The organism is uncultured Cedecea sp. (genome assembly GCF_947498825.1).
GTDB lineage: Bacteria > Pseudomonadota > Gammaproteobacteria > Enterobacterales > Enterobacteriaceae > JGM124.
In genome coordinates this window covers 62,019-84,240 of sequence record NZ_CANMLV010000006.1, presented here as the reverse complement: position 1 = coordinate 84,240, position 22,222 = coordinate 62,019, and the positions used below count along the sequence as shown (strand labels likewise).

General features: G+C 46.7%; 15 protein-coding genes. 7 read left to right on the top strand and 8 right to left on the bottom strand.

Annotated features, from left to right (window positions below):
- Positions 1–375: 375 nt before the first annotated feature.
- A complete protein-coding gene (putA, locus tag Q1A40_RS08850) occupies positions 376–4,329 on the top strand; it encodes a trifunctional transcriptional regulator/proline dehydrogenase/L-glutamate gamma-semialdehyde dehydrogenase (protein ID WP_299999359.1) in 3,954 nt (1,317 codons plus the stop codon).
- Positions 4,330–4,470: 141 nt separating this feature from the next.
- Here putA and Q1A40_RS08845 read toward each other — a convergent pair whose 3' ends face one another.
- Complete coding sequence (locus tag Q1A40_RS08845; protein ID WP_299999357.1) at positions 4,471–5,382, bottom strand: DMT family transporter; 912 nt, start codon at positions 5,380–5,382, stop codon at positions 4,471–4,473.
- 196 nt (positions 5,383–5,578) lie between these two features.
- Between Q1A40_RS08845 and Q1A40_RS08840 the strand changes: the two genes are divergently transcribed.
- Complete coding sequence (locus Q1A40_RS08840; RefSeq protein WP_299999355.1) at positions 5,579–5,806, top strand: YccJ family protein; 228 nt, start codon at positions 5,579–5,581, stop codon at positions 5,804–5,806.
- A gap of 154 nt (positions 5,807–5,960) precedes the next feature.
- On the opposite strand, the gene Q1A40_RS08835 is transcribed toward Q1A40_RS08840, so the two are convergent.
- From Q1A40_RS08835 to Q1A40_RS08815, 5 genes are all read right to left on the bottom strand, one after another.
- Positions 5,961–7,436 carry an SH3 domain-containing protein gene (locus tag Q1A40_RS08835; protein ID WP_299999353.1) on the bottom strand — a complete coding sequence of 492 codons (1,476 nt, stop codon included), beginning with the start codon at positions 7,434–7,436 and terminating at the stop codon, positions 5,961–5,963.
- A gap of 408 nt (positions 7,437–7,844) precedes the next feature.
- A complete protein-coding gene (locus Q1A40_RS08830; protein ID WP_299999352.1) occupies positions 7,845–10,163 on the bottom strand; it encodes a glycoside hydrolase family 15 protein in 2,319 nt (772 codons plus the stop codon).
- Positions 10,160–11,599, bottom strand: coding sequence for a glucose-6-phosphate dehydrogenase (gene zwf, locus Q1A40_RS08825; protein WP_299999350.1), 1,440 nt, complete (start codon positions 11,597–11,599; stop codon positions 10,160–10,162). The genes Q1A40_RS08830 and zwf overlap by 4 nt, the downstream gene beginning before the upstream one ends.
- A gap of 4 nt (positions 11,600–11,603) precedes the next feature.
- Positions 11,604–12,662 (bottom strand): phosphogluconate dehydrogenase (NAD(+)-dependent, decarboxylating), encoded by a 1,059-nt coding sequence (gene gnd / locus Q1A40_RS08820; RefSeq protein WP_299999348.1) that lies wholly within the window; start codon positions 12,660–12,662, stop codon positions 11,604–11,606.
- 575 nt (positions 12,663–13,237) lie between these two features.
- The gene (locus Q1A40_RS08815) at positions 13,238–14,833 is read right to left on the bottom strand and encodes an ABC-F family ATPase (protein ID WP_299999346.1); all 1,596 of its coding nucleotides are present in this window, start codon (positions 14,831–14,833) and stop codon (positions 13,238–13,240) included.
- A gap of 235 nt (positions 14,834–15,068) precedes the next feature.
- Here Q1A40_RS08815 and ldtB point away from each other — a divergent pair, with 235 nt between their 5' ends.
- The 5 genes from ldtB (at position 15,069) to sanA (ending at position 19,267) form a co-directional block, all read left to right on the top strand.
- Entirely contained in the window at positions 15,069–15,989 is a 921-nt protein-coding gene (gene ldtB, locus Q1A40_RS08810; protein WP_299999345.1) for a L,D-transpeptidase, read from the top strand.
- 324 nt (positions 15,990–16,313) lie between these two features.
- Complete coding sequence (locus Q1A40_RS08805; RefSeq protein WP_299999343.1) at positions 16,314–16,715, top strand: CidA/LrgA family protein; 402 nt, start codon at positions 16,314–16,316, stop codon at positions 16,713–16,715.
- The gene (locus Q1A40_RS08800) at positions 16,712–17,407 is read left to right on the top strand and encodes a CidB/LrgB family autolysis modulator (RefSeq protein WP_299999341.1); all 696 of its coding nucleotides are present in this window, start codon (positions 16,712–16,714) and stop codon (positions 17,405–17,407) included. Before Q1A40_RS08805 ends, Q1A40_RS08800 begins: the two co-directional genes overlap by 4 nt.
- 130 nt (positions 17,408–17,537) lie before the next feature.
- On the top strand, positions 17,538–18,422 hold the full coding sequence (cdd, locus tag Q1A40_RS08795; RefSeq protein WP_299999339.1) for a cytidine deaminase: 885 nt from the start codon (positions 17,538–17,540) through the stop codon (positions 18,420–18,422).
- A 128-nt stretch (positions 18,423–18,550) separates the two neighbouring features.
- The gene (gene sanA / locus Q1A40_RS08790; RefSeq protein ID WP_299999337.1) at positions 18,551–19,267 is read left to right on the top strand and encodes an outer membrane permeability protein SanA; all 717 of its coding nucleotides are present in this window, start codon (positions 18,551–18,553) and stop codon (positions 19,265–19,267) included.
- Positions 19,268–19,335: 68 nt separating this feature from the next.
- Here sanA and mglC read toward each other — a convergent pair whose 3' ends face one another.
- The gene (gene mglC / locus Q1A40_RS08785) at positions 19,336–20,346 is read right to left on the bottom strand and encodes a galactose/methyl galactoside ABC transporter permease MglC (protein WP_299999335.1); all 1,011 of its coding nucleotides are present in this window, start codon (positions 20,344–20,346) and stop codon (positions 19,336–19,338) included.
- 19 nt (positions 20,347–20,365) lie between these two features.
- Positions 20,366–21,886, bottom strand: a complete 1,521-nt coding sequence (gene mglA, locus Q1A40_RS08780) for a galactose/methyl galactoside ABC transporter ATP-binding protein MglA (protein WP_299999333.1) — start codon at positions 21,884–21,886, stop codon at positions 20,366–20,368.
- Positions 21,887–22,222 lie beyond the last annotated feature (336 nt).

Below are 22,222 nucleotides of genomic sequence, written 5' to 3'. Positions count from 1 at the left end.
CAGACCTCTTTTAGTGTGAAAACCTGTCAATTTAAGTAAAGAACGGTAAGCATTCAATGGTATTGATTATCATTACCATTGAAAATAAAACAACCCCCCCGACAATATATTTATCAAAACAGCGATCTCTCTTTGAGATTTTCATATTGCTTGCATTCCCAGGTCACGCCCGTTATTCGGTATGAACCACCAAAAGGTGCAACCTTTATCATCAAGAGTACCTGTCTGTGAATAGCGGCTTATGGCTATTTCAGTGACATAATTGAAAGCAACATCACATATACAAGAGAAGCTTTTTAACAAGGTTGCACAAAGTTGCAACTTGATGGATATTGCTCGATAACAACTTGTTCTAACATCACTGGAGAGAGAAGCGTGGCGACAACAACCATGGGAGTAAAGCTTGATGATGCAACTCGGGAGCGCATAAAAGCGGCGGCGTCACGTATTGATCGCACTCCCCACTGGCTAATAAAACAAGCCATTTTTAGTTATCTGGAGCAGCTTGATAGAGACGAGCACCTGGCGGCGGTGGCTATCCCCGGAAACGCATTACTGGAAGGTCCCGAGGAAACGACAGTCACAGAAGAGCCTCCCCAGCCTTTTCTCGAATTTGCTGAACAGATACTGCCGCAATCCGTCACACGATCGGCAATTACTGCCGCCTGGAGACGTCCCGAGACAGATGCAGTGCCAATGATCCTGGAGCAAGCCAGACTCCCACCAGCAATAGCGGAAAAAACCGCTAAAACAGCCTATCGATTAGCTGAACAATTACGCGGCCATAAGAACCTCTCTGGTAAGGCAGGACTCATTCAGGGATTATTACAAGAGTTTTCCCTTTCTTCACAAGAAGGCGTCGCCTTAATGTGCCTTGCAGAAGCACTATTACGTATTCCTGATAAGGCTACGCGTGATGCATTAATCCGCGACAAAATCAGTAACGGCAACTGGCATTCTCATCTCGGCCACAGTCCCTCGTTATTCGTTAATGCTGCCACCTGGGGCTTATTATTTACCGGACGATTAGTATCCACTCATAACGAAACCAGTCTTTCCAGCTCACTGAATCGAATTATCAGTAAAAGCGGCGAACCTCTGGTGCGTAAAGGGGTAGATATGGCAATGCGTTTGATGGGAGAACAGTTCGTCACCGGAGAAACCATTGCCGAAGCATTGGCTAATGCCCGTAAGCTCGAAGATAAAGGGTTCCGTTATTCTTACGACATGCTGGGGGAAGCCGCTCTGACGGCTGGCGACGCCAAAGCCTATTTACTGGCTTATCAGCAGGCGATTCATGCTATAGGTAAAGCATCTAATGGGCGTGGTATTTATGAAGGCCCGGGGATCTCGATTAAACTTTCTGCTCTGCATCCACGTTACAGCCGTTCGCAATATCAACGCGTTATCGATGAGCTTTATCCCCATTTGCTCTCGTTAACTCTGCTGGCTCGTCAGTATGATATTGGTATTAATATTGATGCAGAAGAAGCCGATCGTCTGGAGATCTCACTCGACCTACTGGAAAAACTCTGTTTTGAACCTGAATTATCAGGCTGGAATGGTATTGGGTTTGTGATTCAGGCCTACCAGAAGCGGTGTCCGTTCGTCATTGACTATCTGATTGATTTAGCGTCCCGCAGTCAGCGTCGCCTGATGATCCGTCTGGTTAAAGGCGCTTACTGGGATAGCGAGATTAAACGCGCTCAAATAGACGGTCTTGAAGGCTACCCGGTCTACACCCGTAAGGTCTATACCGATATTTCTTATCTCGCCTGCGCCAAAAAATTACTGGCGGTGCCTAATCTTATTTATCCGCAATTTGCCACCCATAACGCCCATACTTTAGCTGCTATTTATCATCTGGCTGGTCAGAATTATTACCCTGGTCAATATGAGTTTCAGTGTTTACATGGTATGGGTGAACCACTGTATGAACAGGTCGTGGGCAATGTTGCCGACGGTAAACTCAATCGTCCTTGTCGTATTTATGCCCCGGTAGGTACCCATGAAACCTTACTTGCCTATCTGGTTCGTCGGTTACTGGAAAATGGCGCAAATACCTCTTTTGTTAATCGTATTGCCGATACCACTTTACCGCTGGATGAACTGGTCGCCTGCCCTGTCAGCGCTGTTGAAGCCATTGCATTGAAGGAAGGAAAAACGGGTCTGCCCCATAGCAAGATCCCGCTCCCACTGGCGTTATACGGTGATGCACGACAGAACTCCGGTGGTCTTGATTTGGCAAATGAACATCGCCTTGCCTCTCTTTCCTCAGCATTGCTCAATAGTACAACCCAGAAATGGCTGGCGGTGCCGGTACTCAACGAAGTACAAAATGCCGACCACTGTCAGGCGGTAAAAAACCCGGCGGACCACCGCGATATTGTCGGTTATAGCCGGGAAACCACCCCTGAAGAGGTTTCTCAGGCACTGGATAATGCCGTGAATGCAGCCTCTATTTGGTTTGCCACACCAGTCAAAGAACGCGCCGCAGTGCTGGATAAAGCCGGTACCTTAATGGCAAATCGTATGCAGCAATTGATTGGTCTGCTGGTACGTGAGGCCGGAAAATCTTTCAGTAATGCCATTGCTGAAGTGCGTGAAGCGGTAGATTTTCTGCACTATTATGCCAGCCAGATACGCCATAACTTCGATAATGATACTCACCGTCCTCTCGGCCCAGTGGTCTGTATTAGCCCATGGAATTTCCCGCTAGCTATTTTTACCGGACAAGTTGCCGCCGCACTGGCCGCAGGAAATAGCGTGCTGGCAAAACCTGCTGAACAGACGCCGCTGATTGCCGCCCAGGCCGTCAGTCTGCTACTGGAAGCCGGTGTACCTGCAGGCGTCGTACAACTGCTGCCAGGCCAGGGGGAAACCGTCGGGGCTGCGCTTATAAATGACTCGCGTATTCGGGGGGTCATGTTTACCGGTTCAACTGCGGTAGCAACACTGTTACAGCGTAATATTGCCGGCCATCTTGATCTTCAGGGACGTCCGATCCCTTTAATTGCCGAGACCGGTGGTATAAATGCAATGATTGTCGACTCCTCAGCACTGACAGAACAAGTGGTTGTCGATGTGATGGCCTCAGCGTTTGACAGTGCAGGTCAGCGCTGCTCCGCACTACGTATTCTCTGTTTGCAAGAAGATATTGCAGAACAGACTCTGGAGATGCTTCGGGGAGCCATGGGCGAGTACCGCATGGGCAATCCGGGTCGCTTTACGACTGATATTGGCCCGGTGATTGATGATGAAGCAAAACAACGCATTGAACAACATATTCAAACCATGAGAACCAAAGGTCATCCGATTTTTCAGGCAACTTATGCGAACAAATCCGATGAGCAGAAGTGGGAAAACGGAACCTTTGTACAACCCACGCTCATTGAGTTAAATAGCATTGATGAGCTTCAGCAAGAAATTTTTGGCCCGGTCTTGCATGTTGTACGTTACCCACGTCATCAGCTCAGTGCTCTGACAGAACAGATTAATGCCGCAGGCTATGGCCTGACCCTTGGCGTACATACCCGTATTGATGAAACTATCGTTCAGGTTACCGGTAGTGTGAAAGCCGGTAATTTGTATGTAAATCGTAATATGGTAGGCGCTGTCGTCGGAGTGCAACCTTTTGGTGGCGAAGGACTTTCAGGCACTGGGCCAAAAGCCGGTGGGCCACTTTATCTGTACCGTTTGTTAGCCCAGAGTCCGGATAATGGCCCCTTTACTTCCGAGGACTCTCCGGCGCCGATGGCTCTTCCTGTCAGAGAGCAATTCCAGTCCACCTACCATATTTTAACCCAGTGGATTGCCTCCCTCCACCCGGAACTGGAACCCGTCTGCAGGAAATTTTCGGAACAAAATCAGTCAGGTACTACCCGATTATTAACCGGGCCAACCGGCGAGCGCAATAGCTACAACCTGCTACCGCGAGCATGCGTGTTATGTCTGGCAGATAATGAGTCTGATCTGCTGGTACAACTTGCTGCCGTTATCTGTGTTGGCAGCCGTGCTTTATGGGCAGAAACCGCAATACACCGTGCGCTCTACACTCAATTACCTACCCAGATACAGCAGCAGATAGATTTCTCTGCTATCGATACGGTACTCGCTCGATCATTCGATGCCGTTATCTATCACGGAGATTCAGACAAGCTACGTCAACTCTGCGAAGATATCGCCGCCAGAGAAGGGGCTATTGTCACGGTTCAAGGACTGGCCCGCGCCGAGCACTCGATTCAACTGGAACGCCTCTACCTGGAACGGTCAGTGAGTGTGAATACTGCCGCTGCGGGTGGCAATGCCAGCCTGATGACTATCGGATAACAGAAAAAAGAAAAAAATCAGGAAAATCAATTTATTGATTTTCGCCTGCTAACCACAAAGAAGGAAAAACGCGTGTTTTCCTTCTTTTTCAGTAATCTGAAACCAGGTATTTATTGTTGATGCCTGGTTTTTCAACTTCTGCTATAAACTTTCTGGTGTCAGCGACGCTTTTTTGCGTTTTCTTTTTAACTTAAGCTCACTGACCAGAACACCGAAAACAATCAGTGCTGCACCCACTAACGCCAGCATCGGTAACCGTTCGCCAGCAATACGACCAAAGACTCCTGCCCAAACTGGCTCACCGGTATAGATAAGCGTTGCGCGAGTAGGCGAAACACTACGCTGGGCCCAGTTCATCGTTACCTGAATAATGGCACTAAAAATGCCCAGACCTAAGGCGACAATCATGAGTTGATTACTGACAGGAGGAATGCTTTCACCAGCAGGTACCATAGTGGCAAAAGCGATAATAGAGGCGGTCGCAAGCTGTACAACAGTGACGCGTTTAATATCAACCCGGCTGGCAAAAGCACCGATCAGAATGATTTCCGCAGCAATAGCGACGGCACCAATTAACGTAATGATTTCCCCGGTGCTCAGTGTCAGAGAAGAACCCTCAGGCCCGGCCAGTAAAATAAGGCCCATAAATGCCAGCCCCACACCAATCCACGACATCAGACCCGGCATTCGCCCGAGGCAGAGCCATTGCAGTAATGGCACGAGCGGCACATACATAGCAGTAATAAAGGCTGACTTACTGCTGGAGATAGTCTGCAAACCCCAAGTCTGTAAACTGTAACCAATAGCGATAGAGATACCTATCAGCACCCCGGCTTTAAACTCTAGTAACGTTAATCCGGACAGAGATTTTATTGAAAATAGTCCGACAACTAACGCAGCGGTCGCAAAACGCAGTCCAACAAAGAACAAGGGATCGCTTAGCGTCATTGCAAACTGCACGGCAAGAAATGTTCCCCCCCAGAACATGGTAATAAGGATCAGCAGGGCTTCTTGAGGTTTCAGTGAAAAATAACGCGAGAATAACGCAGGCATGAGTGAACCATGAAAAGTCATAATAGAGGAATAAAGTCTTATAGTGCGGTGTGATTCATTCAGGTGCAATGGCCTGGAATAAATAAACTGTATCGTTCGGTGAAAATAGCTCTTTTTATGATAAAAATCTCAGGCTTTGCGAAAACATAGGATACGTTCTATATTTATATCCAAAATAACAATAACGGAGAACATCATGTCTACAGATCAAGAAAAACAACACCATATCGGAGAATGGGCAAGTTTGCGTAATACATCACCTGAAATTGCCCAGGCTATCTTTGAATTAGCAGATTATGATGAGGTGCTGGCAGAAAAAATCTGGGAAGAAGGCAGTGATGAAGTGCTTCCCCTTGCCTTCGCTAAAACGGATAAAGAGCGATTGTTCTGGGGTGAGCAGACTATCGAGAGAAAAAATGTCTAATCGACATTAGTTATCTGACCTCTAAGAGAGGACGGAAGAATCTGGATTTATTTCTGCAGCAGATAATATAACATCACGGGACAGACTTTCCTGTCATGTATCAAACTGTCCGGGCTTTGCTGATGTCCGGACAGTAAAACGATGTCAGCTATTTTTATCCGTTATCATCCCCGGATTCCAGAAAACCGAGCTTAAATTCTTTTTTGTCTGCCAAAGAGACCATTTCGGGCTTTTCCGGATAGACAGAAAGTAACGGAAAAAAGACCGACGAACCGATAATACTGCGGCTCTCCGCATTTTCAGGACGCAGAGCCCATAAATTCTGATAGGTCATTGGCACCGATTTACCGTTAATCTGACTGTTTCCGATATACAACATAATGTGCCCTGGGAGATAAATCAGGGTAGTAAAGGCCTTACCGTGTTTTTCAAGATAAGCAATTCTGTCTTGAAGACTTTCTTTACTCAAATCAACCAGACGCGCAGTTGCTTTTATTTGTGCCGCTGAATTTCGGGGTAGCAGGATACCAAATGGCATCATCAGGTTACGCAGTTCCGATGAACAGTCATTATAAAACAGCGTATTTCCCCAACCATAGGGTAGACCACTCATCGATTTCATCAGCGTGGCTATATTGGTACGTGTCATCGGCCAAGGCATAGCCGTGAAGACATCCTGATGCAAAGAGACCGATTTAATCATTGCCCTGCCATCCGCTTTTCGCACCGGAATTAAGACAGAAAAATATCCTGAACGATGATATTCAAAGGGTAAAATAGTCCCCGGGCGCGCAAGGAAATAGAATTGCTTCCCCTGATGAACGGAAACGGGTTGCTGAATAAATGTTCCCGCATTTTTCATCGCAAGCGTGGTCCACTGATTAACAAACGCAGGGCTAACGGTCGCGATATCTTCGCTTTTTACCCACCCCGTCACCCCGGGTGAAATAACATATCGCCATGCTTTATCCTGACTGTCGGTCAGGATATATACCGGCGTGGCTGGCTGAATTGCTGACATTTGCAGGTAGTCAAAGGGATAGCCTTCCCCAGCACGACGGGGGTCGTGATAAGCAGGCTGTTCCGTAGGTAAGGCTCTTACCAGCGTAGCCCGAACGGTAATTGCCCGGGATGATGCCTGATAAATGGTACTAATCGCGCCCATACTGTTGTTTCTGATTTCATTCTTCCAGCGCGCCGAGTTTTGTCTGAAATTAGCCCCCCAGGAGAGGCTTTCTGGCGACAGTAATTGCCTGATACTGGCATCTCGATTATTTTCTGGTTTATTTTTCAGAATGTGCGCGATATAGCTGGCATTCCATGGGGACTTATCCTGTTCACCCGTGCCGTAATATTTTGATAATAAATAAGAAAAATACTTTCTCTGCTGAGTCTGGTTAATAACTGAAAGATCATTATGTTTTGCTGCAGTAGGGATCCAATACTCAACCTCTTGTGGATAGTGGCCTAATGGAAAATAGGTTTTATTTGAATCAATACTGTCTGATTTTTGCCCCGCGGATTGTGGCGTTGAGCTCTGTTGAGAATCCTTTAACGAACACGCAGATAAAAATAAAATAACTGTTAGAAATACAGGCTTTAACAACTTTAACGACATAGAATCCTTCATCTGATATCCTTTTTTACTCTAACAACAAGAGCGCATTTATATTTCAAACAATCTGAAAAGAAATGAAATATTCAGCACAGAAAATATTAACTCTAAAACAGGTAACAAGATGGATATCTGAATATAGATATCTTTATTATCGTTAGTCTTATAAAAAACGATTATGATTATAGAAATATTATGTTTTTAACTGATTAAGTTACAAATAAGATATTTTATATTTCATAATGAAAATAAAAATATAATACCCGAATCATGCGGCTGACTTACAGGGCGTTGATGAGCACAGATAAAAATGTGATTCGACGGGTTCCACACAGACAGTACCCAGGCTGCTTGACGTATGACGGATACAGGCAGGGAGAGAAAAATATCCCTCCCTGCCACTATTCCATGCAAAAATAATCGTTAGCTAACTGTGGGATTGATCTGCAATTCCCAGTCTTTCTCTTCCCAGCCATGAGCATCAAAACGACGGGAGAACTGGAGTGTCTTTCCGGTTAATTGTTCAGGTTTCAGTCGGACACCATAAATCCCGAGCCCCAGAGGAATACTGTTTTTTTCCTGCAAAGATTGCCAGCCATCGAAGCCATAGTGCAGTACAAAGGGTTCGCTGGCTTCAATCAGTAACTCAACACCTGAAGGCAAAATATCGCAGGATAAATAGTCACGCCAGTGCCGTACCTTCAGTGAAAGGGGTTGTTCAACATAGCGTTGATATACGACATCCAGTCGCTCTATCGGTTTACCGCTTTCCTGGGCATAGGAAAGTTTCACTAACTCAGCATGCGCCCAATTAAGAGGCATCGCACTGCCACTAGGGCGTCCTTTCACAAGACCGCGTTCCGGAATATCTTCCTGGTCCCAGATTTGTTCGGGTAACATCCCTCCCATACTTGCAGATGCCAGCATGGCATCAATATAGGGTTGAACGTCTTCTCCACACGCGACAGCATAATGCCCGCGTTCACCGCTGAGCAATGGCCATAAACGCCCGATTCCACTGCCATCAAAAGCCCGGCCATCGTGGTGCTCACCATAACCATCTTCGTTATAACGGTAATAATAAGGACCGGCAGGCAAGTCAACGCGTAACAGTTTATCGACTAACTTAGTCGTATCACAGATACGGCTATCTATCGCACTACGTAGCCCGAGTCTCACCATACAAAGATATTCCATTCCCAGCAGACTGCGAGTTTTGATGGTTTCTTCATGGCGATTACGTAAAGTGACATGACCATATCGTGCCGAATGCCAGGCGGGGTTCAGGCGAATATAATGACCGGCAATTTGATGCTCCCTGTCCAGTTCACTGTCACGGACATAAACCCAGGACTCCAGGCGTTCATTCCAGTCATCCGCCAGAGAAAGCGCATAATGCCGCTCCCCTTCTTCCACAAATCCGGACTCTGCGCCTGCTACCAAGGCAGCGATGCATACTGACAGGGTAAAGGGGTTAATACCGGCATTCTCCTCCCAGCGATCTTGTGGGCTTGAGGGGCCATGAAGCGCTATATAGGTTAACGCTTTTTGTACCATCTTTACCACAGCACCATGCATATCCCCCAACAGGCCCTCTTCATGTAGCTTGGCCGCAAACAACACCGGCAAAGCGACTTCATCAAGCTGAATACCCTGCCAGTACGCCCGACCATCTGTGTAGTTATTCTGCATCCAGTGACCATCTGGCTGCTGAATAGCAATTAAATAAGCCAGTAAGGCGCGGACCTCCTCAATTAGCCCATAGGCGAGTAAGGCAAACCCGACTTCAACCGAATCTCGCGGCCATACCAGATGATAGCCACCAGGATCTTTATGCGCATATCCCCATGGTGTACTCAGACTTGCGACCATAGCCCCTGGAAAGGTTCGCCCTTCATGGGTTTTGAGGACCGAAATAGAGGTTTTAATGGCATCCGCTAAGGGTTTTGACAGCGGTTTTTTCTGAGGAAAATGCACATTTTTATGCCACTCTGTCCAGTGATGAATATACTGAGCCTTCGCCTGTGCAAAGCCTGCCACTAACGCACTCTTTGCCAGGGTCATCGCTCCTTCCGGATTACTGGCAAAGGCTAATGCCAGGGTACCGCTGGCATCGGTTAGCTCCCCCAGCATCGCAATATTACCAGGCCCTGCCTGCGAGTATTCCCAGGTCATTTGTTGATGTTGGCTAAAATCCTGCCAGCCATCGGACGTTCCGACATAGCCGACACTGCCACGAGAAAATCCTCGCTCTGCTGCCAGGAACAGACATTGACTGTTCTTTTCTGCCAACAGTCCCTGTTCAGTGACATAGCCCGTATTATCATCGCCGTCTCCTCCAAGATGAGGGGCTAATAACGGATACAGTCTTAATCCTTCGCCATCCAACTGATAACGAATTAATAACGCATCGCGAACTGGGTCGGCGACAATCTCCAGCTCCAGGCGATAGCGCTCATGTTCATGAACAATCTTTGGCAACAGCATACCCGCTGCTGGCGTACTCAGACTGTAGTTGTGTACCCGTTTGATTTCTGACCAGAAATCTTCACCGACAATAATAAAGCCTAAGTCTCTGATTTGTGGAGTACTGTTTGATGGCCAGTAGACCTCATTGAGGATACCGTAACCGATACTGAACCAGACACGGCCATTGCCGAGTCCTGTTCCCACGATATCTTTCGCGCTACTGGTCCAGGTCGCTGCTCCTCCCGGAGCACCTGGAGCAATATTTTCACTCATGGTTTCTCCTGATGCACCAGTGAACGCCATTTATGACCCGGACGCATAATGCGGTGTTGGGTATCAGGGCCTTCAGTCCCGGCTTTATACAGATCCGGCATTCCTGTTTTCCAGGCTTCCAGCGCCGGTTCAATCGCACGCCAGGCCCACTCAACCTCATCAAAGCGTAAGAAGTGGGCCCTTTCACCATTAAGCGCATCAATCAACAACTGCTCATAGGCTGAGACTTCATGCTGCCCCGGCTGGGCATAAGGTGCGCTGAGCGCGATATTATGTGTTTTGACATGCATACCCGGTAACTTGGCAGTCATATGCATTTCCATGCCCATATCGGCACCCATACGGAATATCAGCCAGTTATTTTCCACCGCCAAATCACCCGGCAACGCGCCGGCTGGGGCCTTAAATTCCACCGCAATTTCCGCATAGTTATTAGTAAGACGCTTACCGCTGCGCAGATAGAAAGGCACGCCTTTCCAGCGCCAGTTATCGATTTCCAGTCTCAGTGCGGCAAAGGTTTCAGTATTGGTTTCTACCGGTATACCGGGCTCATTACAGTAATCTGCTACCGATTTCCCTTCAACCACACCCGCGCAGTACTGGCCGCGTACCGCCCAGTCGGCGGGATCCATATCATCGGTAGGACGAATCGATTTCAGCACTTCCACTTTATGGTCACGTAGAATTTCACCGTCCCAGCGACCTAAGGGTTCAATTGCGGTCAGCGTCAGTAACTGCATCAAGTGGTTTTGTAACATATCGCGCATAGCACCGGATTTGTCGTAATACACCGCACGATTTTCGACGCCTAATGTTTCAGCATAGGTAATTTGAACCTGCTCAATATGCGTTGCTTCCCAGACAGGAGCCAATACCCGGTTAGCAAAACGAAAAATCATCAGGTTCTGAGTCGCTTCTTTCCCTAAGAAGTGGTCAATACGGTAGACCTGTGTTTCGTCCCAATGCGTATGAACCTGATTGCGCAACTCTTCAGCCGTTGCGAGATTCGTACCAAAAGGTTTTTCAATCAGGATACGCCGCCAGTTATCAGCGTCTTCTTTTGCCAGCCCGGCCTCACCAATCGCCAGTGCAGCCTGGCCAAATAACGTTGGCGGTAACGCCAGGTAGAACAGTGCCGATCCGGTGACTTTGCTCTCTAGCTGTTTTAACTCATCGGCCTCTAATGAGCCGCTGACAAAATCCAAATGCTGGCTAAATGTCTGCCACTCAGCTTCGTCAAAATCTTTACCTGATTCAGCTAAAAAATCGTGCAAATGCTTTATAAAATCATCCCGGTTCCATTTATCAATTGAATAACCAATGATATTTAAGGAAGGAATTAAACCCAGTTTATGAAGCTCAAACAGGGAAGGCATGAGTAATCTTTTCGTGAGATCGCCACTCGCACCCAGAATGACTAATGACATATTGCTCATGTTGTTATGCTCCTTTATTTCCATCTGAGTCTGCTGTTTTTTCCTGATGTCCACCAAAAGCATGGCGCATTGCCGACTGAATACGTGAGGCAAACAAATCATTACCCCGTGAGGCAAAACGTGAATAAAGTGCGCTTGTCAGTACCGGGGCCGGAACACCTAAATCAATTGCAGCCGTTGAGGTCCAGCGCCCTTCCCCCGAGTCAGATACGCGCCCTTCATAACTTTCAAGGTCCGGAGAGTGATGCATTTCCTGAGCAATTAAGTCCAGCAGCCAGGAGCCAACCACGCTTCCCCGTCGCCACAATTCACTGATGTCAGCGACCGGGAGGTTATATTGATAATATTCCGGATGCTCAAGCGGGCTGGTTTCAGCATCCGCTTCAACTGTCTGATGACCCAGATTGGCGTGTTTAAGAATACTCAAACCTTCTGCATAAGCCGCCATCATGCCGTATTCAATACCATTGTGAACCATTTTAACGAAGTGACCGGCACCGGTTTCACCGCAATAGAGGTAACCTTGTTCTGCCGGAGAGGGTTCACCGTTTTTGCCTGCGGTCCGTGGGGCGCTATCAACCCCCGGAGCTAATGCACGGAATACCGGTTCGAGAAAGTCATAGCGATCTTTCGGCCCCCCAATCATGTGGCAATAGCCTCGTTCTTCACCCCAGACACCGCCACTGACACCAACATCCATATAATGAATACCTTTCTCAGCCAGGTTTTTCGCCCGGCGGATATCTTCGGTGAAGTGTGAATTTCCCCCGTCAATCAAGGTGTCCCCTTTTTCAAGCAGCGGAAGCAAGGTTTCAATGACAGAGTCTACCACCGCTGCCGGTAGCATCAGCCAGATATGGCGAGGAGCCTGCAGATTACCTACCATTTCTTCAATCGTGGTATTAAAGACTGCCGTGGCTGGCACTAACTGCTTGCTATCAGGATTTTTGTCAAAGACCACACATTGAATACCCGCCTGAGTAATGCGGCGGACCATCGCAGCCCCCATACGACCAAGACCAATAAAACCGAGTTGCTGACAAGTTGAAGCTGAAAGAGCCATAGATGATTTCCCCACTGTCGAATAGCGTCAAAGAAAGGTTGATTCATTGTTACCACGCTCAATAAGCGGGGCATTCAGATAATGTATGCAGCCTGTTGTCGTCACGCTTCATAATGATTGCTCTGGCAAGCATTCCTGTTCTAAGGGTAGCAACATTTTCCCTGATTACCTCTCTGAGCTACCGGGCCTTGCGAAAACAGGCGAATCGTCGCTATCCCCAAAGTAATTCAAGTTGTTTACAGGTGCAAAGCATCAACCGTCGATGAGCACAGATTGCCTCTGTGATTCGACGGACCGGACGCAAGCAACACCAGACCATTTGAAGTATGGCGGTCAGATATCGCTACTCTGTTGAATATATTGTGAGTTTGATGAAGAAACGTTGACAGAGATTATAGAACTGTCTGCATAAGGAGCAGGTAACGGTGGTGGGATTACTGAGAAAGGGAGGCTCAGATGAAAGCAAACAGATGATGAGGATAAAATGACCGATATACCGCCATTCTGGTGCTATCGGCCTGTTAAGCATATTTTCGGGTGGTTTAAGGCCACCCGATTTTACTGTAAAAGTATGACTAACTATCAATACCTTGACTGCGCAGATAATCTTCATACCCGCCAGTAAAGTCAATCACACGCTCAGGGGTCATTTCCAGAACTCGGGTTGCCAGTGAACTTACAAATTCACGGTCATGAGAAACAAAGATAAGCGTTCCCTCAAACATTTCCAGAGCCATATTCAGTGACTCAATAGACTCCATGTCGAGGTGGTTAGTGGGTTCATCCATGATCAGAATGTTGGTACGTTCCATCATCAGCTTACCGAACAACATACGCCCTTTCTCACCGCCCGAAAGCACTTTAGCCGGTTTTTTAATATCATCCTGGCTAAATAACAGGCGTCCGAGAATACTACGTACTGCCTGTTCGTCGTCACCTTCTTGTTTCCACTGACTCATCCAGTCAAATACGCTGAGATCGTTTTCAAATTCGTATTCGTGATCCTGAGCGTAGTAACCAATTTTGGCGTTTTCAGACCATTTAACTGTTCCATTGTCTGGTGTCAGTTCGCCCATCAGTGTTTTCAGGAAGGTCGATTTACCGATACCGTTAGTTCCTAACACGGCCAGTTTCTCGCCCACTTCCAGTAGCAATTTGACATTTTTGAACAGCGGGCCGTTATCAAAGCCTTTGCTCAGGGAATCAATTTCTAACGCGTTACGGAACAGTTTTTTGTCTTGTTCAAAACGAATAAATGGATTCTGACGGCTGGACGCTTTGACTTCATCCAGTTTGATTTTGTCTATCTGACGCGCACGAGAAGTCGCCTGACGGGATTTAGAGGCATTAGCGCTAAAACGACTGACAAAGGATTGCAGATCGGCAATCTGTGCTTTTTTCTTGGCGTTATCAGCCAGCAGACGCTCACGAGCCTGAGTGGCTGCCGTCATATATTCGTCATAGTTCCCCGGGTAGACACGCAATTCGCCGTAATCCAAATCGGCCATATGGGTACAAACCATGTTCAGGAAGTGACGGTCATGCGAAATAATGATCATGGTACTGTCACGCTCATTCAGTACCTGTTCCAGCCAGCGGATAGTATCAATATCCAGGTTGTTGGTCGGTTCATCGAGTAGCAGAATATCTGGATCGGAGAACAGCGCCTGGGCCAGTAGCACACGCAGTTTCCAGCCCGGAGCGACTTCACTCATTGGACCGTAGTGCTGTTCTACCGGAATACCCACACCCAGTAATAATTCTCCTGCACGAGACTCGGCTGTATAGCCATCCATCTCACCGTAGGTCACTTCAAGATCAGCAACTTTGTAGCCGTCTTCTTCGCTCATTTCAGGCAAAGCATAAATACGGTCGCGCTCTTGTTTAACTTCCCATAGCTCACTATGACCCATGATCACCGTATCCAGTACGGTGAACTTTTCGAAGGCAAACTGATCCTGACGCAACTTACCGATACGTTCATTAGGATCAAGAGAAACGTTACCAAGCGTTGGCTCTAAGTCCCCGCCCAGGATTTTCATAAAGGTTGATTTACCGCTGCCATTGGCACCAATCAGGCCGTAGCGATTACCGCCGCCAAATTTGACGGAAATGTTCTCAAACAGCGGTTTGCTGCCGAATTGCATAGTGATGTTACTGGATACTAGCACAGAGATGTCCTGAAGAATTTAAGTTGTCTGAGTTCTGAAATGGTGATTCTGCTTTATTATGCCATAAACTAAGCAATGAATCCGCCCGTATCTTGCCCCCTCAAGGTAAGAGGGATAAAAAAGTGCCTTTTAGTCGATATCTGATTTCCTGAATGCAATCATTACCCTTATAATGCCAGCGAGTTCATCTCCTTTTTATTTCACTGGCCAGCACGGTATAGACATCGCTTACATCATGAATATGAAACTTAGTTCGCTTTTACTGCCTTTCGTCGTCACCGCATTTTTCTGCAAATCTGCGCTAGCCATAACCTATACCCTGCCTGCTGATGGTAGCCGTCTGGTCGGCCAAAACCAAGTTGTCGCTGTTCCTGAAGGTAGCACTGCCCCGCTGGAAGATTATGCGGCACAGTACCAGATGGGGCTGTCCAACATGCTGGAGGCGAATCCTGGTATTGATCCCTATCTGCCAAAACCCGGTACCGTCATGAATATTCCTCAGCAGCTGATTTTACCGGATACCGTGCATGAAGGTATCATTGTCAACAGTGCTGAGATGCGCCTCTATTATTATCCGAAAGGCACGAATACCGTGATTGTCCTGCCTATCGGTATTGGTCAGTTAGGTACCGATACCCCCATTAACTGGACCACTAAAGTTGAACGTAAAAAAGCAGGTCCGACTTGGACCCCGACGGCAAAAATGCATGCTGAATACGCTGCTGCAGGTAATCCGCTGCCTGCCGTTGTCCCGGCAGGCCCGGATAATCCAATGGGATTGTACGCGCTGTATATTGGTCGTCTCTATGCTATCCACGGGACCAATGCTAACTTTGGGGTTGGCTTACGCGTGAGCCACGGATGTGTGCGTTTACGTAATGATGACATTAAATTCCTGTTCGAGAATGTGCCAGTTGGTACGCGTGTTCAATTTATTGATGAACCGGTTAAAGCAACAAATGAACCGGACGGCAGCCGCTATCTCGAAGTGCATAACCCACTTTCTACAACAGAAGAGCAGTTTAATTCAAAAGCCATCGTTCCGATTAAACTGACCAGCGCTATCGTCAACGTTACGGGTCAGGCTGATGTTGACACGCATGTGGTTAATGAGGCGATTAAAAACCGTTCCGGAATGCCGGTTCTGGTGAACTAACTATCCCTGCCAAACTCTCATCATTATCGGGCTTATCGTTAGATGATAAGCCCGATATAAAACACTTCTCCGTCATTCGCTCTCACATATCATCCTCCCTGTTTCTCGTTACCTGGCTATAACTTAAGTGTAGCGCATTAAAACATGCGAGCATGAAGCACAGATAAACAATAGCGCCAGACGCATACGACCATTGGGCGAGTTCTTCCTAGCACAACACCTAAATAACGTGAAGTATGATGGCAATAAATTGAGCGCGAGATCTCATAGAAAATACACCACTTTAATTGTATGATGAATGGGTATCTCGGGGGACAATATCCTATGCACAGTACAGTAAAAATTTTCTGGCAGTACCTGCGATCCTTTATCCTTATTTATGCCTGTCTCTACGCTGGCATATTTATCGCCTCGCTGCTGCCTATTGCCATTCCTGGCAGTATCATCGGTATGCTGATTATGTTTACCTTGCTTGCTTTGCAGATCCTCCCGGCAAAATGGGTCAAACCCACCAGCCACTTGCTTATCCGCTATATGGCTCTGTTGTTCGTGCCCATCGGTGTAGGGGTAATGCAATATTACGATATGCTGAAGGCACAATTTGGCCCGATAGTTGTCTCTTGTCTGGTCAGTACACTGGTTGTGATGGTGGTCGTTGGCTGGAGTTCACAGTGGGTCCACAACAAAAAAGTCGTTGCCGGTGAAGAAGAGGAGGCAAAAAAATGATACACAATATTTGGTGGTCACTTCCCCTTACCGTATTCGTATTTTTTGCCGCCCGCAAACTGGCAATTCGCTACAAGTCTCCGCTACTGAATCCTTTACTGATTGCCATGCTGGTGATTATTCCTTTACTGGTGCTGACCAATACGCCTTATGTCGATTATTTTCAAGGTAGCGAAGTCCTGAACGATTTACTCCAGCCTGCAGTGGTCGCACTGGCTTTTCCTTTATATGAACAACTTCATCAAATTCGTGCACGCTGGAAATCAATTATCACCGTATGTTTAATCGGCAGTGTAACCGCCATGTGTACCGGGACGTCGGTCGCCTTATTACTCGGCGCATCACCCGAGATTGCAGCCTCTATTCTGCCTAAGTCGGTTACCACTCCCATTGCCATGGCCGTCGGGGGGAGTATCGGGGGCATTCCCGCCATTAGCGCGATGTGTGTAATTCTGGTCGGGGTATTTGGTGCGGTATTTGGCCATTCTTTATTTAATTTTCTGCGTATCAGAGCCAAAGCTTCGCGCGGATTAGCAATGGGAAGCGCCTCTCATGCCTTAGGCACCGCGCGTTGCGCCGAAGTGGATTTTCAGGAAGGGGCTTTCAGCTCTTTAGCCTTAGTGGTATGCGGTGTTATCACTTCTCTGCTGGCACCGTTTATTTTTCCGGTGCTGCTGACGCTCTGGGGGTAATATTTGCTGCCGATCTCGTATTTTTAACATATATTTCATTAATTACATTAATAATAAGAAATAGATCACACATTAACACCAGAGAGAACCGTACACTGGCTCCCCGTTATCCTTGTTATGAGGCTAAAACATGCGCTCACGTTTCGATTCCGCTTTTACTCAATTATCCCCTTCACTTCAGACCGTTTTGCAACCCCTTCTGGCCGATGAACACTTCCCTGCAATGTTCACTGCCGCAGAAGTCGCACATATTAAGCAACATACAAATCTGAATGATAATGAGCTGGCTTTCTCTCTGTTACCACTTGCTGCGGCTTGCGCACGTCCAGAAATATCGAATTTTCATGTCGGTGCCGTTGCCCGTGGCGTCAGTGGTAATCTCTATTTTGGCGGGAATATGGAGTTTATCGGTAGCACCATGCAGCAAACGGTTCATGCCGAGCAGAGTGCCATTACCCATGCCTGGATGCGTGGTGAAAAAGCGCTTGAATCTATTACTGTTAACTATACGCCCTGCGGCCACTGCCGCCAGTTTATGAACGAATTAAACAGTGGTACACAGCTACATATTCATCTACCGGATGTACCAGCCGCGACTTTGGCTGACTACTTACCGAATGCCTTTGGCCCACGCGATCTGGATATTAAAACCCTGCTGCTTGATGAAGAAGATCATCAGCTGACTGTTGCAGGTGACGAAGTGACCCAGGCGGCCATTGTCGCCGCTAACCGTAGCCATGCCCCTTACAGCCAGGCCCCTTCCGGTATCGCTTTAGAAACTGAGGACGGCAATATTTTTGTGGGTAGCTATGCAGAAAATGCCGCATTCAATCCTTCCCTACCACCACTGCAAGCAGCACTGAATATTCTGTCTTTATCCGGATATGAATACAGTGAAATTAAACGCGCCGTGCTGGTTGAACGCCGTGGAGCCACACTGATTCAGTGGCCGGCAGTAAGCGCCACACTGAATGCCATTGGCGTAACCAATAGTATTCAGACTTTGCTTGATTAACGATACTGCGGGTAAATATCACCCGCATTGCTGTTTTTTCCTGCAACCGAACGTACAATTCTTGCGCTTCATTGCTGGCTAAAGTAGCCTTTACCTTCCTGTATTAATTAAGGTGAGCCTGCAAGTCCATGTTGAAGCGCGTGTTTTATAGCTTGCTTATCTTTATCATTTTACTGCTTTTAGCGGCCTTAGGCTTGGATCGCTGGATGAGCTGGAAAACTGCGCCCTATATTTATGACGAGGTACAGGATCTTCCTTATCGTGAAGTGGGAGTGGTTCTCGGAACGGCAAAATACTACCGTACTGGTGGGATTAATCAGTATTATCAATACCGTATTCAGGGCGCTTTAAACGCCTATAACAGCGGTAAAGTCGATTATTTATTACTGAGTGGTGACAACGCCCAGCAAAATTATAACGAACCCAGAACGATGCGAAAAGATCTCATCGCAGGGGGCGTTAATCCAACTCATATCGTGATGGATTATGCCGGTTTTCGTACGCTGGACTCTGTAGTACGTACCCGTAAAGTCTTTGATACTAACGATTTTATTATTATCACTCAACGCTTCCACTGTGAACGAGCGCTGTTTATCGCCCGCCATATGGGAATTCAGGCACAGTGCCTGGCTGTTCCTTCGCCAAAAAATATCTTGAGTGTGCGTTTACGTGAATTCGCCGCCCGTCTTGGAGCCTTAGCTGATTTGTATATCTTCAAGCGTGAACCACGCTTTTTAGGCCCTTTGGTACCGATTCCCCCACTCCATGAAGTACCCGATGACGCGCAGGGCTACCCGGCGGTAAGTCCGGAACAACTGCTTGAATTACAGCAAAAGAAAAATTAAAACCTGAATTGAGAAATGTGAAAAGAAGAGATACCGCAGACAGGATGGCCTGTCTGCGGTAGAAGGGATTATTTCTTACGCGCGTATTTCAGTGAATCAAGTGCAACGGCAAAGATAATAATTGAACCTTTAATAATATACTGCCAGTAAGGGTTCACGCCGATATAGGTCAGGCCGTAGTTAATGACGGTGAAGATGATAACCCCGGTGACAACACCGATTACCGTACCTACCCCACCACTGAACGACACCCCACCTACTACGCAAGCAGCAATAGCATCCAGTTCATACATAAAACCAAGGTTGTTGGTCGCAGATCCGATACGCCCGGCTTCCAGCATACCACCAAAGGCATAAAACACTCCGGACAACGCATAGATCAACATCAAGTTGACACCCACGTTAACCCCTGAAACTTTGGCCGCTTCCGGGTTACCGCCGATGGCAAAAATATTCTTACCGAAACGGGTTTTCGTCCACAGAACCCAGACAAACAATACCGAAATCAGCGCATAAAATGTAATGTAAGAGAGTCTGAGGTTCCCTAAAGCAATATAGCCTTGGGCAAAACTGGAAAACTGGCTGTCGAATCCTGAAATTGGCGAGGCACCGACATAATCATAGTAAAGGGAGTTGATACCGTAGACGATGATCATAGTACCCAGAGTCGTAATAAACGGCGTTACTTTCAGGTAAGCAATGATAATACCGTTCACCAGACCAACGACTGCACCAATCGCACAAACAATCAGCATGACGACAGGAATGGGTACGGTCTGCATTTCAGGGAAGACTTTGTTGACGTTTTCCATCGATTGTAACAACGTGGCAGCCACCACGGCAGCAAGGCCAACCTGACGTCCGGCAGAAAGGTCAGTACCCTGAGTCACAATAAGACCTGCAACACCCAAAGCAATAATAATACGTACTGATGACTGAGTCAGAATATTACTCAGGTTCAACAAGCTTAAAAAAGTCGGATCCTGAATAATAATGATGGCTAACAGCACCAAAAGTACTACATAGATGCCGCCTTCTTTCAGATAAGTTAGAAAACTTTTTTTACTTAATGCACTCATGTTAATCGCCCCTAAATTATCAAAGATGCACAGATGCGAGACGAAGAATATCGTTCTGCGTGGCAGTTTTAGTATCAACAATGTCTGCAACGAGGCCATTACTCATGACCAGAATCCGGTCCGTTATTCCTAATAGCTCGGGCATTTCTGAGGAGATGATAATGATCCCCTTCCCTTTTTTAGCCAACTCAGCAATCAATTGATAAATTTCAAATTTAGCGCCGACATCAATACCGCGAGTCGGCTCATCCAACATTAAAATTTCTGGTTGCGTTAATAACCAACGACCAATAATCACTTTTTGCTGATTACCACCGGATAATGATCCTATTGCGGTACGATGTCCGGGAGTTTTTACTCGCATGGAATCAATGACCCACTGGGTGTCACTTTTCATACGCGTATTATCAAGTAAACCGATTTTATTTTTATATTTACCAATGTTTGAAATAAGAGAGTTAAAACCAATATCCAGATAAGCATAGATACCCGTCGAACGACGCTCTTCTGTCACCAGGGCAAAGCCATGGTTAATCGCTTCATTGGCACTGTGGTTATTTATTTTCTTTCCGTGAAGCGTAATTGTACCGCTTGATTTTTCACGAATACCAAATAAGGTCTCAACAATATCGGTTCGCTTAGCGCCGACTAATCCAGCGATACCAAGAATCTCACCTTTATGCAAATCAAAGGAAATATCACGAATAGACGGCTGGCGTAATGAGGTTAAGTTACGAACGGAAAGAATCACTTCGCCCGGAACGTTTGATTTATCCGGGAAACGTTGATTAAGAGAACGACCGACCATCATTGAGATAATGGCATCCATGGTCAGGCCGGCCAAAGGTTGAGTCGCAATCCACTGTCCGTCACGTAGCACAGTGACTTCATCACAAAGCTGAAAAATCTCTTCCATTTTATGTGAGATATAAACGATACCGCAGCCACGCTCTTTTAATTTACGAATAATAGTAAAAAGATGGTGAACTTCTTTTTCAGTTAATGAAGAAGTAGGTTCATCCATAATGACAATTTTGGCGTTATAAGAGAATGCCTTGGCAATTTCTATCATCTGCATTTCAGATACTGAAAGCGTACCAACGCGTGCTCGAGGATCAATATCTATATCGAGTTCCTCAAAGATACTTTTGGTATCACGGTACATTTTAGCCTGATCGACAAAAATACCTTTCACAGGATAACGCCCCAACCACATGTTATCCATAACCGTACGCTGTAATACCAGGTTCAATTCCTGGTGAACCATTGAAACACCGTTCTCCAGTGCTTCTTTAGCACTGGAGAAATTAACTTCTTGCCCCTGAAAAACAATACTTCCTGAGTCTTTACTATAAATACCAAACAGGCATTTTAATAATGTTGACTTCCCGGCACCATTCTCTCCCATTAATGCATGAATGGAGTGAGGACGTACTTTTAAATTTACATTATCCAGAGCTTTAACACCGGGAAATGACTTATTAATATGTGTCATTTCTAATAAAAACTCTGTCGGCGCAGCTGTGTTATTGTCGACCATAATTATACCTGTGTCGCTAAATAGCAGTTCCAGACCCTAAATAATTCACGCTGTTTATACCCAAAATAATTTGAGTTGCTTGTAGACTCCCAGTTCAGCCCGTCGACGAGCATAGATAAACTTTGTGATTCGACGGGCTGGACGCAGACAACACCCAAGTAACTTGCAGTATGACGGGTATATACGATTCAATTAACGAAATAAAGGTATCACCTCAACAACGTGAAAGAATACGGGTACCAAACGTGAGTATCGAAAAATTTCTGACACACTGTTTTGATGCATTACTCACTAGCAGCTATTTATTCAGGAAAAAGAATTTAATCGGAATTGCTG